Origin of the sequence: Pseudomonas bananamidigenes, from assembly GCF_001679645.1 — a bacterium.
GTDB classification, from domain to species: Bacteria; Pseudomonadota; Gammaproteobacteria; order Pseudomonadales; family Pseudomonadaceae; genus Aquipseudomonas; species Aquipseudomonas bananamidigenes.
In genome coordinates this window covers 18,144-31,521 of the sequence record NZ_LRUN01000067.1, presented here as the reverse complement: position 1 = coordinate 31,521, position 13,378 = coordinate 18,144, and the positions used below count along the sequence as shown (strand labels likewise).

Below are 13,378 nucleotides of genomic sequence, written 5' to 3'. Positions count from 1 at the left end.
CAGGCCTCGAGCCTGGTCACGCTACGCCCTGTTTTATCATCGAGATGGATCTTTATGTATATCGGCAAAGCCGCCCAGCTGTCGGGCACCACAGTCAAAAGCATTCGCCATTACGAAGAAATCGGCCTGTTGCCCGAGCCCAAGCGTGAAGGCAAATACCGTATCTACAGTCAGGAGAGCGTCGAGGTCCTGACGTTCATCAAATGCGCTCAGCAACTGGGCTTCAAGCTCAAGGAGTTGCAAGTCATCCTGAACAACTACCGCGGCGACGAATTCCCCTGGGACATGGCACAGAATGCCATCGCCCGAAAAAAAGCCGAGCTGGTGACCCAGATCGGCGATTTGCAGCAGTTGTACGATGGTCTTGAAGCGTTTGAAAACAACCTTCACGAGGCTCGACAGGAATGTCAGTTCGAGCGCATCGCCCGGCAGGGGGAAAAAACCCCGGCCGCTACGCTGAACTGAAAACCCTTCTGCGGCGCATGGGCCGGTTCGCCTGTCGGATCAGGGCAGGCGGAACCGGCTCAGGCCTGTTCAGCCCGGTACTGCCTCTGCGTCGAGGCGTTGCGCCCGAGCGGGCTGTGCAACCGGCTCAATTGCGCCGAAGAACCACGGCGAAACCAGCGTCACCAGAATGATGGTCATGACCCCGCTGGAGAACAGCGCCATGGCCACCAGTGCCCCCAGGTCGACAATCGGCTTGAAGTCAGAAAACAGCAGCGCCATGAAGCCCACGGAGAAAATCACTACGTTGATCACCGTCGAGCGACCGACGCTGTGCATCGCCTGCAGAATCGCCGCGTCGACTTCAATGCCCTGCTGCACCAGCCATTTGATGCGCGACAGCAGGTGCACCGCGTAATCGACCACGCCCACCACCAGGAAAGTCACCAGCGTCGTGCCGATGTTCAGCTGGATCTCGAACAGGAACATGAAGCCGTAGACCGTGACCGAGGTGGTCAGCAGGGTCAACATGCCGAGAATGCCCAGCCGCACGGACTTGAGCCAGTACATCATCATCAGCGTGACGACCAGCAACGCCAGGGAAAAGCTCAGGACCTGGCCCTGGGTGATTTCCTGCAACACACCGGTCCAGATCAACGGCGTGCCGGCATGCGTCACCTCCAGGTTGGCCGGCTTGTTCACCAGCAGCCAGGCGTCGAGGCGATCGAGCATGCCCTGATAATCGCTGGCGACCGACGAGGTCATGGTGTACAGCGTCAAGGCCTTGGAGAAGTCGGCGTTGAGCACGTTGTTCAAGTCCGAGCCGCCACCGTTTTCGAACAGCATCACGTGCTGCTCGATCAGCGAATTGCCCGGCACTTCGAATTGTTCGACCTGCCCGTCATCATTGACTGAGCTCACCTTTTCCATGGCGTTGGGAACGCGCAGGTAATCAGGGTTCATGTCGTTGAGCACCAGGTTCATGCGCTTGACGTAAGTGGCCAGGGAGTAACCGTAACTCACGTTCGGCTGCTGCTTGATGAAGTGGTCGAGCCTGTCGATGAACTGAACCACCTCCGTGGTCAGCACCCCACGTGGCTCCTTGCTGTCGATGGCAATCCAGCCCGGCGCCGTCCCCGCCACGTTGGCGTGGTTGATGAACTGGTCCGAGATGCGGATATGGCTTTCGGGCTTGAAATAGGCGATGCCCGAGTCTTCGATATCGACGCGGAAGGTGAACACGGTGGCCAGCGCCAGCAGCGGCAACATGACCATGAGAATCGGTTTGCGAAAGCGGATCATCCAGGCGCAGAACGCCACCAGATAACGCGAGATGATCGATTCCTTGTGCACAGCCACCCTGGTCTGCGCCGGTTGATCCTTGCCCCAGAGGGAGATCCAGGCCGGAATCAGCAACAACGAAATGATCAGCGCCGCCGTCAGGCCGATGGACATGAACACGCCGAAATTGCGGATGCTGACGATGTTGTTGGTGGTGGAAATCATGAACGTGGCGATGGTCGTCACTGTGGTCAACACCACCGGTACTACCATCAGGCGCTGGGTTTCGCGGTTGGCGTCACGGTTGCTCTTGCCAGCGTTTTTCTGCTCGTAGTATTCGGCCATGACATGGATGGCGTCCGAACAGCAGATGGTGAACAGAAACACCGGCAACACGCTGGTCAACAGGTCGAACGGCACCCGCAGCAATGCCATCAGGCCCAGCGTCCAGATGGTGCAGAACAGAATGTTGAACAGCGGCAACAGCACGCCCAGCGGTTTGCGGAAGAAGAACGTCAGCAGCAGGGTGATCAGCAGAAACACGATCGGAAACAGCACCGCCAGGTCATGGTCGATGATTTCCTGCTGGGCCGCGATGAATATCGGCATGCCGGCAATGAAAATCTCGTCCTTGTACTCCGGATGCTCTGCCTGATACTTCGCGACGATGCCCCGCACGATCTGATAGGCGCGCAGTTGCGCCTGGGCGTCATCCTGCTTGGTGCCGAGTTCGGCCACCAGCATTGCGACTTTCTTGTCCTTCGACACCACCCCGTCGACCATCAGCTCGTTGCCCATGATCTGCGACTCGACCAAGGCCGGGTCCATGTCATAGGCGTTGAGGGTCTTGTGGATCAACAACTCGCCACCGTCGGTCAACACGATGTTTTCCAGGTCGCCCATCGACGCCATTTCGCGAATCGGGTTGATCCGCTCGGCGAGGAAGGTCAGGAACAACTGATCATGAGCATCCCAGTTCTGACTCTGGGCATGATCGCGCAGGGCCTTGGCCTGAGCGTAATCATTCTGGGAAAAACCGTCCTCCAGAATGTCCCGGGTCAATAACTGCGCGCGGCTGTCATTCGGGTAGCGGGCGACGATCTGCGTCAGTTGCTCCTTGTCGGCGTCGTTGGCCAGGATCATCTTGCGCACCGACTGCGACATCGAAAACAGCGCATTGAGCGTCTGTTTGTTGAAGACCGTCTGCGGGTTGTTCAACGCCACCATCACCGAGTCGAAAGTGCCGGTGAACTCACCCTGCAAATCGATGATGGTCTTGCGCGCCGGATGGCTGTCCTTGAGCAGATAAGGGTTGGTGTCCGAGATCAGCGCGCCCAGCGTATAAGTGAAATACGCGGTGATCGCCACCAGCAGGAAAACGATCGCCCGCGCATGGCGCTCGACGAAGTTAAGGTATCTTTCCATGATCATGTGTTCCAGGGTCGTCGGGAGCGGCGCTTAACGGGCAGACACGGAAAATTCCGGTATGTCACCGGTTTTCAGTCCGCGCTTGATGGCGGTCTGGGTAAACAGTCGGTCTTCCAGCGCAACGTTGTACTGCAACTGGTTGAAGCGCATTTCCGAGCGCGTGCCGTCGATGAAGTGCTCGGTTTCACTGAGCACGATGCTGTCGATTCCGTCGATGGTCTCGACCTTCTGGGTGCGCATCTGCTTGATCAGTACACCTTTGACGTCGAAGAAGTCCTGACGCATGACCAGGAAGTTCTGCTTGTCGATCCACACCTTGAGCTGGTTGTAACCGGTCTTGGCCAGCACTTCCGGGGACGCAGGCTCACGCTCGATCACGTAGCAGTCGCGGCCCTTGATCTGCTCTTCGCCCAGCAATTTCTGCGAGTAATCCTTGACCCGGATCTTGTCCAGGTCGGCATAGGAGTATTCGCTGCCCATGAACGAGCCGCGCTTGTCGGTGGTGGAGATCCGGCGGGTCTGGCGGCTGACCGGCAGGTACATCCACTGGCTGTCTTCCAGGCCCAGGGGCTCATGGGGGTTTTCAATGTGGAACGCGACGTCGCGCACATCGGTCGGTGCCGAGAAATACATGCTGAATTTGTCGCTGTCCGGGTAGTCCTTCTGCAGGTAGGTGAATTCACGAACCCGGGTATTGCCTTTCTTGTCGTGGAGGATCAACGACACCTGGGACATGAAGCTTTTACCGTCATTGCGATCACGCACCTGACGAATGATTTCATCGGCATTGCTGCCGTCGGCAGCGCTCGCGCAGGCGCCACTGAGGATCAACGCGGTGGCGGTCAGACTTTTCAAAAGCGGCAACATCGGAATTTCCCTTTTCGTCGGATGAGTACATGCGGGCCTGCGCCACCGACGGCAGGCAGGCGTCACGGGGTTAAAACAGATAGCCGGCGGACAGGCGCACTTGATCGCGCTTGCTGTACTCGCCGAAGGCCCTGTCGGGTTTGCCGAAGAACACGTCCACTTCCAGTCCCAGCTTGATGTAGTCCACGGGTTTGTAGGTGAAGATGCCCTGCAACAAAGCGTTGTCCTTGTACGGTGGCGAGGCGGCGGCCACCAGTCGGCTCTTGAGCCGGTCCTGCCAGTGAGTGCCCTCGGCCGAGAGGGTGAACAGCGGCTCGCGCTTGTCCTGCAGCATTCCGTCCTGCCAGTCGAGCAACACCTGTTCCTGCCATTGCGCCGAAATCAGCCAGTCGCGCCACAGATAGTCGACACCCAGCAGCGACTTGACCATCGAAGTGCTGTCGGCACCATAGGCGCGGGTCGGATTGGTCACGCGCCAATTGTCGAACCACGCAATCTCGCTGCGCACCACGATGCTGTGGCCGGCGTCGATCGCCAGCCCTGCACCGCCCATGGTGTAACGGGGAAACTGGCGTTCAAGGCGCGTACGACCGTCATCGGCCAGACCTTCGACGGCATACACCGGGTCCTGCTGACGTGCGCTCAGCGCCACGAAACTGGTGTCCACTGCACCGATCCGGCCATTGGCGCTCAGACCATACGAGTAGCCTTTGTCACCGTCATAACCGGGTTTGGAATCCAGCAGGAAATACTCGGGATCGGGCGCCGCAAACAGCGGCGCGGCGAACTCGCTGCCCGCCACCGGCGGCCGGTTCTTGACGAAGTCGGTGATCCACAGCGCTTCCAGTTCCCACTCGCCCACGGGCTGCGTCACGCGCACCATCGGCACGGCGATGCGGCTGTCTTCGAGCAACGGGGTCAGGCCATCGCGATAGTCCAGCGGGTTGATCTGGTCCAGCACACGCAGTTCATCCGCACGCCCCCAGACCACCTGCTGCCAGCCGACCGTCACTTCACCGTCGCCCAGCGAATGACCGACATACAGATGCCGCCAATCGGCGTCGAAACGATATTTGTCCCGGGCGCGTTCGCTGTAAGGGTTGTTGCCGTCGTAGCGGGCGTCATACCGTACGCGGCCCTTGGCCTTGTAATAACCGCCGTCCCAGTTGTCCTCCAGATTGGCTTTGAAATACACGGCTTTCTGCGTGACCTGATCGTCACCGTGCAGGCGCAGCGCCGTGGCCACGCCGATTTCGGCGTCGGCGTAATCGGGCTTGAGATCATCGACTTCCAGGGCCGCGACAGCCGCCGGAGCGGCCACGCACGCCCACACCGCCCAGGCGATGCGGTTGATAGATCCTGGCATCGCTACATTCCCAATCCGACGCCGCCATCGATCACCAGGCTCTGGGCCGTGACCCCGCCGGCTTCAGGACTGGCCAGATACCGCACCATCGCGGCCACTTCTTCGCTCTGGATGAAGCGGCGCATCGGCAGTTTTTTCTTCGCGTTGCGCACGATCTGTTCCTGGGTCAGACCGGCGATCGCCGCCTGCGTCGCCAGCTCGCCCTGGAGCATCGGTGTATCGATCCAGGCCGGCAGAATGGCGTTGACCGTGATCTGCCGTGGCGCCAGGTCCAGCGCCAGGGCCTTGGTCATCCCGACGATGCCGTGCTTGGAGGCGCAGTACGCGGTATTGCGTACTTTGCCGGCCCTCCCGAGGATCGAGGACATGTTGATGATCCGTCCCCGATCCGGCATCAGCGCCAGACACAGCGAAGTCACATAAAACGTACCGTTGAGGTTGACCGAAATCACCTTGTGCCAGTTGTGCAGATCTTCGGGCTCGTTTTCATTGCAGATGCCGGCACTGTTGACCAGCACGTCGACCTGCTTGATCCGGGTGCCGAGCTGCTTGAAAAACGTCTCCATGGCAGGCAGGTCGGCGATGTTCGCCGCATAAGTCTCTACCCGCGCCTTGATCCGCTCCTGCTGTTCTTCTACCCAGCCCTGCAGTTGCGGCAAATCCAGATCCAGCAGGATCAGGTGATTGTCGCCATTGGCCGCGAAGTCCTCGGCCACGGCGCGACCGATGCCTTTGGCCGCACCGGTAATCAGAATCGTGCGGCTCATGGCATTTTCAACCCGCCGTTCACCGGCAGGACCTCCCCGGTCAGGTACAGGCCACGGTCGGCGAGGTACAGCACCGCCTCGGCAATTTCCTGCGGCTCGGCATAACGCTTGATCAGCAACCGCGACTGGATCTGCTCCTCCTGGCTGCCAATCAGCGCGGTGCTCATCTCGGTCTTGACGATCCCCGGCGCCACCGCGTTGACCCGGATATTGCGCGGCGCCAGCTCGACCGCCAGGGCGCGGGTCATGGCTTCGACCCCGCCCTTGGCCGCGGCATAGTTGCTCTGGCCCTTGCCGGGTTTTTGCGCGGCGACCGAACTGATATTGACGATGCAGCCACTGCGCTGGCGCAGCATGCCCGGCAGTACCTGCTGACAGCAGAGCAAGGTGCCGACCAGATTGGTCTGGATCACGTCCAGGATGTCGCTGGCCGGCATCGTCGCCAGCAAGCCGTCACGGGTAATGCCGGCGTTGTTGACCAGCAGATCGACGCGCTGGAAATGCGCTTCCACCCGCCCGAAGAATGACTCGATGCTGTCGCCACGGCTGATGTCGCATTGCAGCGCCAGGCAATCCACGCCCGACGCCTGCACTTCATCACGCAGGGCCATCGCCGCTACTTCATCGCGCACATAACTGAACGCCACTTGATAACCGGCACCCGCCAGCGCCAGGACGATGGCCCGGCCGATGCCACGGCTGCCACCGGTCACTACTGCTACTTTGTTCGGCATGACCGTTCCTTACAGCGAGTTGTCGGTTTTGAACTGCGCGAGGCTGAACCCGTGGGTCGCGGCCAGTGCACGGATCTGCTGCACTTGCTCACGGCTGATGTCGCCGTAGGAGTAGTGCTGTTTCATGCCCGACAACCCCATCAGTACCGACTCCGCCATGCAGGCATACAACTGCCCTTGCTTGAGGTAGGCGCGAACGTTGGGGGCCAGGCCATCGCCCAGCGGCGTCTGGACAATCCCGCCGTGCATGTACAGCACGTCGGAGCGCTGACCGGCGAGGTTCTGGTCCACGTTCAGCGGAACGGCGATGTCACAGATCACGCTGTTCTCGGCAAAGTGTCCGGCACCGAGAAACGCCTGCGGTGCATTCGCCGCACACAGCACGATGCGCGCCTGTTTCAAGGCCTCCAGGTCGTTGCTGACGGTGATGAACGCGTTGCTTCCCAGTTGCTCATCGACCAGTTGTGCCACACGCTGACCTAGATCGGCACTGTTGCCATGGGCTTGCAGCAGGGCGTCGATACCCTGCAGCTGCTGCAGGCGACTGGCGAGACGATCGTGCTCGGCAACCCCCTTGAGTAGGGCGCGGGCAGCCTCGGCGTAAATCTGCTGAGCGGTTTTCTCCAGGCGTCGCAGCGAGCCGTCACGACCACTGCCGATCAGGATCAGGTGCTCGACACGGGTCGACAGCAGCGAGGCGTAGGTCGAAGCAATGTTGCCGGCCGCACCGACCACGGCAGCGGTCTGCCGGCTCAGTTCCAGTCCTTGCTGTCTGCAGCCCTGCTCGATTGCCTCCAGCCCCATGCCGATGGTCAGCGCGTTGCCCGAAGTCAGCGCCATGTCAGGAATTTTCAGCGCCTGGCAGTTGTTGGTGACAATCGAGGTGTACATGCCCAGGCCGGCCACGCTGTAGCCGTCGGCGCGGGCATCCTTGATGCGATTGCCGACCTCCTCGCGGATGGTTTCAAGATCACCGCTGGCGATGTAAGCCGCCATCGCATCGGAATCCATGCACAGCGGATAGAGGGTGAATTCCACCGCCGTGCCCAGTTTCGAGCGAATCTGCACCGGGCCGATGGGCGCCGCGCGGCGCTCGGGGGCCATGCGTTTGATGAACTCGCGCTTCTGCTCCGGGCTCAGGGTCGACAGCGATGGGTCGACGTCACTGAGCATGTCCGCATCGATCAGGTGATTGATGAACGCCACGCGTGCTACCACGCGCACGTTCTCGTCAGACTTTGGGAGGCTGTCGGTCTCCGTGAAGCTGACCTCGCGTGCCGGCACATGATCGATGCTGTCGGCACACACACCGGCGGCCAGCGGGAATGCATCGCGGCGACGCAGCATGTCGCAGACTTTTTGCAGCGAAGCGATCAGGCCATCGATCTCCTGGAAGGTGATGCACACCGGGGGTTCCAGGCGAATCACATTGGCATTGCTGCCCGACGGCGCCACACGCAACGACTCGAACTGCAACAGGTAGCCGGCAATGATGTAGCCCAGCGCTTCGTTGTATTGCGCCGACGCCTGGACCAGCGAACTGGCACCGGTCAGGTCATGCAACTGGAAGCCCAGCAGCAGACCGCGCCCGCGCACATCGGCGATTACGTCCGGGTAGGCCGCCTTGAGCTCCAGCAGCGAAGCCTTGAGGTATTCGCCCTTCTTGTTCACATCCTTGAGCATGGCGCTGTCGTTCTCGAACAACCGGCGCAGGGCCGACAGTGCGATGTGGCACGAGGCATCGTCTTCAGCGAAGGTCGAGCTGTGGATGTAGCTGAAATCGTTTTCGTAATGACTGGCACGAATCACGGTGGCGGCGATTTTCATCAAGCCACCGCCCAGCGCCTTGGACAGGCAGTAGTAGTCGCCCTGCAGGTTGAAATGGGTGGCGCCGAGCAAGGTGCCGGTGCGGCCGAAACCCGATTGCACTTCGTCGATGACCAGCGGGCATTGCTGCTCGTTGCACAGGCGACGCAGGCCCAGGTAGAACTCTTTGGCAAACTCGTTGATCCCGCCCTCGCCCTGGATCGGTTCCAGCAGCACGGCAGTGATTGCGCTGAACGCTTCACGACGCACGTGCAGGGTTTCGCCGTTCCACTCCAGGCTCAGCCAGTGATGCTGATGGCGGGCCGGCAGGTCTTGCAACTGCTGCGGTTGATCCGGGTCGATGAATTCGACGTTGAGCCCGAAACGGGCAAATGGCTTGCGATATTGCTTGCCGTAAGTCAGTTGAACGGTGTTCACCAGTTTGCCGTGGAAGCTGCCCCGCACCGCGAGGAAGACCGGCTCGACATGCAGTTGCGCGAGGTTGTGCTGACGCACCGCCTCGGCCACCTGACGCACGGTCACGCTGGTCAGGTGCGGCGGCAACAGGCCGGCCGGCAGTTCGAGATCATCGACCTCCAGCTCGACATAGGCCTTGTCGCTGCTCATCAGGTTCGCCAGTTCGAAATCATGCTCGTCGAACTGCTTCTGCAGGTTTTTCTGCCGGCGGTACTCGGCATGCTTGACGGCGATTTCCACCGACTCGGCGCCACTGTTGGAGAACGTGGAAATGTAGCGCTCGGTGTTGTTCAGCTCACGGTTGAACGCTTCGCTGAGTTCGCGACCCAACTGCCCCGCCGCGCTGCGCACCGACATTTGCGCGTTGAACGGCACATCCGCGCGCAACAGGCCGCACAGCTGATCGACGAATTGCGGATCGTTGTGACCGTACAGCGCAGCACCGTAGCCACCGAGAAAATCGGTGACGGTCACTTCGTCACCCTGTTTGTCGCGGTAGAACAGCTTGCTGCCCTGCGCCCGATGGAACTGGCACTCCAGGCCCAGGGCCTGCATCAATTCAACGAATTTTGGCCGAACGTAATCGCGGTAATCCATGACAGTCATATCCCTTGAGTAAAAATTCAGAAGCGATGTATTGCCTTCAAGCGGTCAGTCGTCCGCCTGCAAGTCGAGTTGGTAACAGGCGCTGAAGCCGTTGTCGTCGCGGTTGATCACCAGGCAATCGTGCAGAACGGCATCCCGTGGTTCGCCCGACACAAACGGCAGATGGGTATCCACCGGCTGCGTCAGCCCGGCAATCGGAGCGATGCTTTGGGCCTGCAGCATCTGGCGGGCGAGAATCAGGTCGACCAGGCTCGGCGCACCGCTGAGGATGCCGGTCAACGCCGTGCTGCTGGTGATGTGTGCGGCGCCGGTACGGGCCAGCGTGCGGGCCAGATCGGCGTCCTTGTGCGCAGTGCCGGTGGCGCTGCTGATCAGCAGATCGACCTGTTTGTCCGGCAGGCTCAGAGCGTCCAGACGCGGGTGCGCGAACAGCGCCGTCAGACAGGTCTGCGGTTCCGGCGGCAGATCCGCAGCCCGCCGCAGCACCAGCGCAGCGGCGCCTTCACCGGCAATGCCGCCCGAACCTTTTCGGTCGAAGGCGAGCATCTGCCGGGAACCGTCGGTACCGATCACACCGGCCTCGGCGAGCGCGGCCAGCGCCAGCGGGTCGAGCTCACTGCCGGCCCCGACCACGATGGCCACGTCGATTCGTCCACTCTGCAAGGCACTATGCGCCTGACGCAATGCCGCCAGATTGCCGGCCACGCCTTGCATGTAGGCGTTGCACTCACACTCCAGTTTCAACGCCAGGCTGACCACGCCGAGCAAGCCGTTGCTCAGACTCTTGAGCACCAGAAACGGATCGAGCGCACGCTCCTGCAACACCTGTCGGGCGAGGCGGTTCATGTCGGCTGCGTTGTCGGTCCGGGACTCTTGAAGCAGTTCTCCATAGGAAGCCACCGACGGATGGGTATACCCGCCCTGGCAGCAATAGAGGCCATACCGCAAGCCGTCCCGGCCGGGTTCGACGCCGGCCTCGGCCAGCGCCTGGCGTGCCGCGCTCACGCCCCAGATCACCGCCGGCGGGCAGTAACGCTGCAGGTTTTGCGCGACGTCCTGGCGACTGCGCTGGTGCGTGGCGTCATTGATCTGTCCGAATGCGGCGATGCGTTCACTGTGAAACAGCGGCGTTTGCAGAGGCGCAATCGCACTGCGACCTTCCCGGGCTGCCGACCAGAATCCCTCGACACCCCAGCCCGTGGGCAACACACAACCGCTGCCAGCGATGGCAATGCGTGCAGTGGCGCTAGTCATTGTCCGTGCTCCCTATATTTGCCAAGTGCCAGCGAGGTGTTCAGCCCGCCGAAGCCAAAGGAGTTGCTGAGGGCGTAATCCACACGACGACTGACGGCCTGACCGGCGCAATAATCCAGATCGCAGCGCTCATCGGCCTCGTGCAGGTTCACGGTGGGCGTGACCAGATCGTTCAGACAGGCGAGTGCAGTGACAATGCACTCCGGCGCCCCTGCCGCCGCGATCAGGTGACCGAATTGCGATTTGTTGGCACTCACGGCCAGCGTCTGAAAATGCTTGTGCCGACCGAACACCTGCTTGATGGCCAGGGTCTCGGCGACATCATTGAGTGGTGTCGAGGTGCCGTGAGCATTGATCAGGTCAATCTGTTGCGGCTGCAACCCGGCATCGTCCAGCGCCGCTTGCATGGCCAACGCGGCGCCCCGGCCCTCCGGCTGCGGCGCGGTGACCTTGTAGGCATCGAGACTGCTGCCGTAACCGAGCACTTCGGCATACGGGGTCGCCCCTCGCGCCAGAGCATGTTCAAGACTTTCCAATACAACGAATCCGCCGCCTTCGCCGGCGATCAGGCCGCTGCGGTCACGATCGAACGGTCGGCACAGATCAGCGCCCCAGCGTTGCTCGCCCGAGGCGGCACCCAGCAGGTACAACGCCGCCATGGTGTCGAGGTTGAGCACCGAGTCGGCGCCACCGGCCACGGCAACGTCCACTTCGCCGCGACGAATCATCCGGAACGCATTGCCGATCGCCTGGGACGCGCCGGCACAGGCACTGCTGATATTGATCACCGGACCTTCACAACCAAGGTCGTCGGCAATCACTCGCGCCAGCCGGTCGTTCGCCTGACGCAAGGAGCCTTCGGCACTGACTTCCGCGGCCCGCGCCATCAGGTGTTGCCAGTCCGGTGCAGCGCCGTCCGGCGCCTGAGTCAGGAGCATGTCGGCGAGCATGTGCTGCGGTGCCCCGGAAGCACACAGCACGGCAGCCTCGCGCAATTGCCCGGGATTCAGCCCACTGTCGGCGACGGCCTGGCTGGCAGCCACCCAGCCAAAGCGACTGCGTTTTTCCAGCGGCAGCGTCCAGGCCGGGTGGTTCTGCAAATGCCCGGGCAATAACGTCATGTCCACGGGCGCCGCGTAGCGAACCGGAAATTCATTGTCCTGCAGGTCTTGCGGCTGCCAAGGGCGCACGCAGTGTTCGGCGCCGAGCATTTTTTCCCAAAGGGTCTGCCATTCGAAACCGAATCCGGTTACCGCGCCCATTCCGGTGATCACAATCCGTGTCGCACTCATGCGTACTTCTCCAGGTTTTCACTGGCCAACAGCAATGCGCCCCAGTGACCGGCGCGACCATGGCTGACGAGCAAGGTGTAACCAGGCACGGCGCCTGCTTCGCGACTGTGGTGCAAAGTCATGGCGACCTCGGTCAGCAATCCGCTGGCGCCCAGTTCGCCGGTCATTGCACTGACACTGCGCAGACATTGTGGCGTCGACTCAAACAGGCTCATCAGTTGCCGGTCGGCGGGATTGGCCACCAGATTGGCAACGTCGCCAACACAGAGTTTTTCCTTGCTCAGGGCGCGCTCGATCACGCGTTTGCCGACGGCCAGCGTACGCTGCGGATCCGCGCTGTAGCCTCGGGCAAACCCGGCCACGCGCAAGACCTGCGTGGCGTCCTGCAGCGGTTTCGAACTGAGCAACAGCGCCGCAGCGCCTTCACCGTAAACCGGCTCGTCCGCCAGATCAGGCTCGCGCAGGTACAGGGCCGGTGTCAGGTTCGGACTGCTGCTGACCACCAGCGCCGCATCGGCGTGTCGTTCGGCAATTTGCTGACAGGCCTCTATCAACGCATCGAGCCCGGCATTGTCCTGGGAGCAGAAGCCGCCCATCGGGCCATGGCAATTCAGCGCCTCGGCCACGTAAGCCATCACGCTGCTGTTGAGCAATGTCAGCGCATGCAATGGCGGGGTATTGGCCAACAGTTGCGACAGCTGTTTGTGTGGTTGTTCGAGGATCGCCTGCACTGCATCCCAGCAAGGACTCGGCGCGTCCACCTCCGGAATGGCGGCAGTCAGGGCAATGCGCGCTGCAGGCAGTTGCAGTGCCGCCAGCGCGGGCGCCAGCCGTGCAGCGCAATGCAGCAGACGCAGCCCCTGCGGTTCGACGCTGCGCTGGATCTTGCGATCGAACAGATCACTGGCCAGGCGCGGCACGGGCAACGCCAGAGCCTTGCGTTGCAGGTCGAAGGTCAGCGGTTGTGGCACCGGCGGTGTGCCGAGCAGATCGGCGCATTCGCTGCCGGCCGCATTGAGTACGGCAGCGGCATTGATGTAGAGGGGTCTGTTCATG

10 protein-coding genes are annotated in these 13,378 nt (G+C 61.5%); 1 reads left to right on the top strand and 9 read right to left on the bottom strand.

Annotated features, from left to right (window positions below; all coding sequences use genetic code 11):
- Positions 1 to 54: 54 nt before the first annotated feature.
- A complete protein-coding gene (locus BBF94_RS21910) occupies positions 55 to 465 on the top strand; it encodes a MerR family transcriptional regulator (RefSeq protein ID WP_065261055.1) in 411 nt (136 codons plus the stop codon).
- A gap of 69 nt (positions 466 to 534) precedes the next feature.
- On the opposite strand, the gene BBF94_RS21905 is transcribed toward BBF94_RS21910, so the two are convergent.
- From BBF94_RS21905 to BBF94_RS21865, 9 genes are all read right to left on the bottom strand, one after another.
- Positions 535 to 3,150 carry an efflux RND transporter permease subunit gene (locus tag BBF94_RS21905; RefSeq protein WP_065261075.1) on the bottom strand — a complete coding sequence of 872 codons (2,616 nt, stop codon included), beginning with the start codon at positions 3,148 to 3,150 and terminating at the stop codon, positions 535 to 537.
- 33 nt (positions 3,151 to 3,183) lie between these two features.
- A complete protein-coding gene (locus BBF94_RS21900; RefSeq protein WP_065261054.1) occupies positions 3,184 to 4,020 on the bottom strand; it encodes an outer membrane lipoprotein-sorting protein in 837 nt (278 codons plus the stop codon).
- A gap of 70 nt (positions 4,021 to 4,090) precedes the next feature.
- Complete coding sequence (locus tag BBF94_RS21895; protein WP_065261053.1) at positions 4,091 to 5,386, bottom strand: DUF1302 family protein; 1,296 nt, start codon at positions 5,384 to 5,386, stop codon at positions 4,091 to 4,093.
- Positions 5,387 to 5,388: 2 nt separating this feature from the next.
- Positions 5,389 to 6,153 carry an SDR family NAD(P)-dependent oxidoreductase gene (locus BBF94_RS21890; RefSeq protein WP_065261052.1) on the bottom strand — a complete coding sequence of 255 codons (765 nt, stop codon included), beginning with the start codon at positions 6,151 to 6,153 and terminating at the stop codon, positions 5,389 to 5,391.
- On the bottom strand, positions 6,150 to 6,887 hold the full coding sequence (locus BBF94_RS21885; RefSeq protein WP_065261051.1) for a 3-oxoacyl-ACP reductase family protein: 738 nt from the start codon (positions 6,885 to 6,887) through the stop codon (positions 6,150 to 6,152). The genes BBF94_RS21890 and BBF94_RS21885 overlap by 4 nt, the downstream gene beginning before the upstream one ends.
- A 9-nt stretch (positions 6,888 to 6,896) precedes the next feature.
- A complete protein-coding gene (locus tag BBF94_RS21880) occupies positions 6,897 to 9,767 on the bottom strand; it encodes an aminotransferase class III-fold pyridoxal phosphate-dependent enzyme (protein ID WP_065261050.1) in 2,871 nt (956 codons plus the stop codon).
- A gap of 54 nt (positions 9,768 to 9,821) precedes the next feature.
- Positions 9,822 to 11,030 carry a beta-ketoacyl synthase N-terminal-like domain-containing protein gene (locus tag BBF94_RS21875; RefSeq protein WP_065261049.1) on the bottom strand — a complete coding sequence of 403 codons (1,209 nt, stop codon included), beginning with the start codon at positions 11,028 to 11,030 and terminating at the stop codon, positions 9,822 to 9,824.
- The gene (locus tag BBF94_RS21870; protein WP_065261048.1) at positions 11,027 to 12,322 is read right to left on the bottom strand and encodes a beta-ketoacyl-[acyl-carrier-protein] synthase family protein; all 1,296 of its coding nucleotides are present in this window, start codon (positions 12,320 to 12,322) and stop codon (positions 11,027 to 11,029) included. Before BBF94_RS21870 ends, BBF94_RS21875 begins: the two co-directional genes overlap by 4 nt.
- On the bottom strand, positions 12,319 to 13,377 hold the full coding sequence (locus BBF94_RS21865) for a beta-ketoacyl-[acyl-carrier-protein] synthase family protein (protein ID WP_065261047.1): 1,059 nt from the start codon (positions 13,375 to 13,377) through the stop codon (positions 12,319 to 12,321). Before BBF94_RS21865 ends, BBF94_RS21870 begins: the two co-directional genes overlap by 4 nt.
- Position 13,378: the final 1 nt, after the last annotated feature.

Excerpts from the sequence above, each read along its gene's own strand:
- BBF94_RS21910 (WP_065261055.1), top strand. The coding sequence starts at position 55 with ATGTATATCGGCAAAGCCGCCCAGCTGTCGGGCACCACAGTCAAAAGC.
- BBF94_RS21905 (WP_065261075.1), bottom strand. The coding sequence starts at position 3,150 with ATGGAAAGATACCTTAACTTCGTCGAGCGCCATGCGCGGGCGATCGTT.
- BBF94_RS21900 (WP_065261054.1), bottom strand. The coding sequence starts at position 4,020 with ATGTTGCCGCTTTTGAAAAGTCTGACCGCCACCGCGTTGATCCTCAGT.
- BBF94_RS21895 (WP_065261053.1), bottom strand. The coding sequence starts at position 5,386 with ATGCCAGGATCTATCAACCGCATCGCCTGGGCGGTGTGGGCGTGCGTG.
- BBF94_RS21890 (WP_065261052.1), bottom strand. The coding sequence starts at position 6,153 with ATGAGCCGCACGATTCTGATTACCGGTGCGGCCAAAGGCATCGGTCGC.
- BBF94_RS21885 (WP_065261051.1), bottom strand. The coding sequence starts at position 6,887 with ATGCCGAACAAAGTAGCAGTAGTGACCGGTGGCAGCCGTGGCATCGGC.
- BBF94_RS21880 (WP_065261050.1), bottom strand. The coding sequence starts at position 9,767 with ATGGATTACCGCGATTACGTTCGGCCAAAATTCGTTGAATTGATGCAG.
- BBF94_RS21875 (WP_065261049.1), bottom strand. The coding sequence starts at position 11,030 with ATGACTAGCGCCACTGCACGCATTGCCATCGCTGGCAGCGGTTGTGTG.
- BBF94_RS21870 (WP_065261048.1), bottom strand. The coding sequence starts at position 12,322 with ATGAGTGCGACACGGATTGTGATCACCGGAATGGGCGCGGTAACCGGA.
- BBF94_RS21865 (WP_065261047.1), bottom strand. The coding sequence starts at position 13,377 with ATGAACAGACCCCTCTACATCAATGCCGCTGCCGTACTCAATGCGGCC.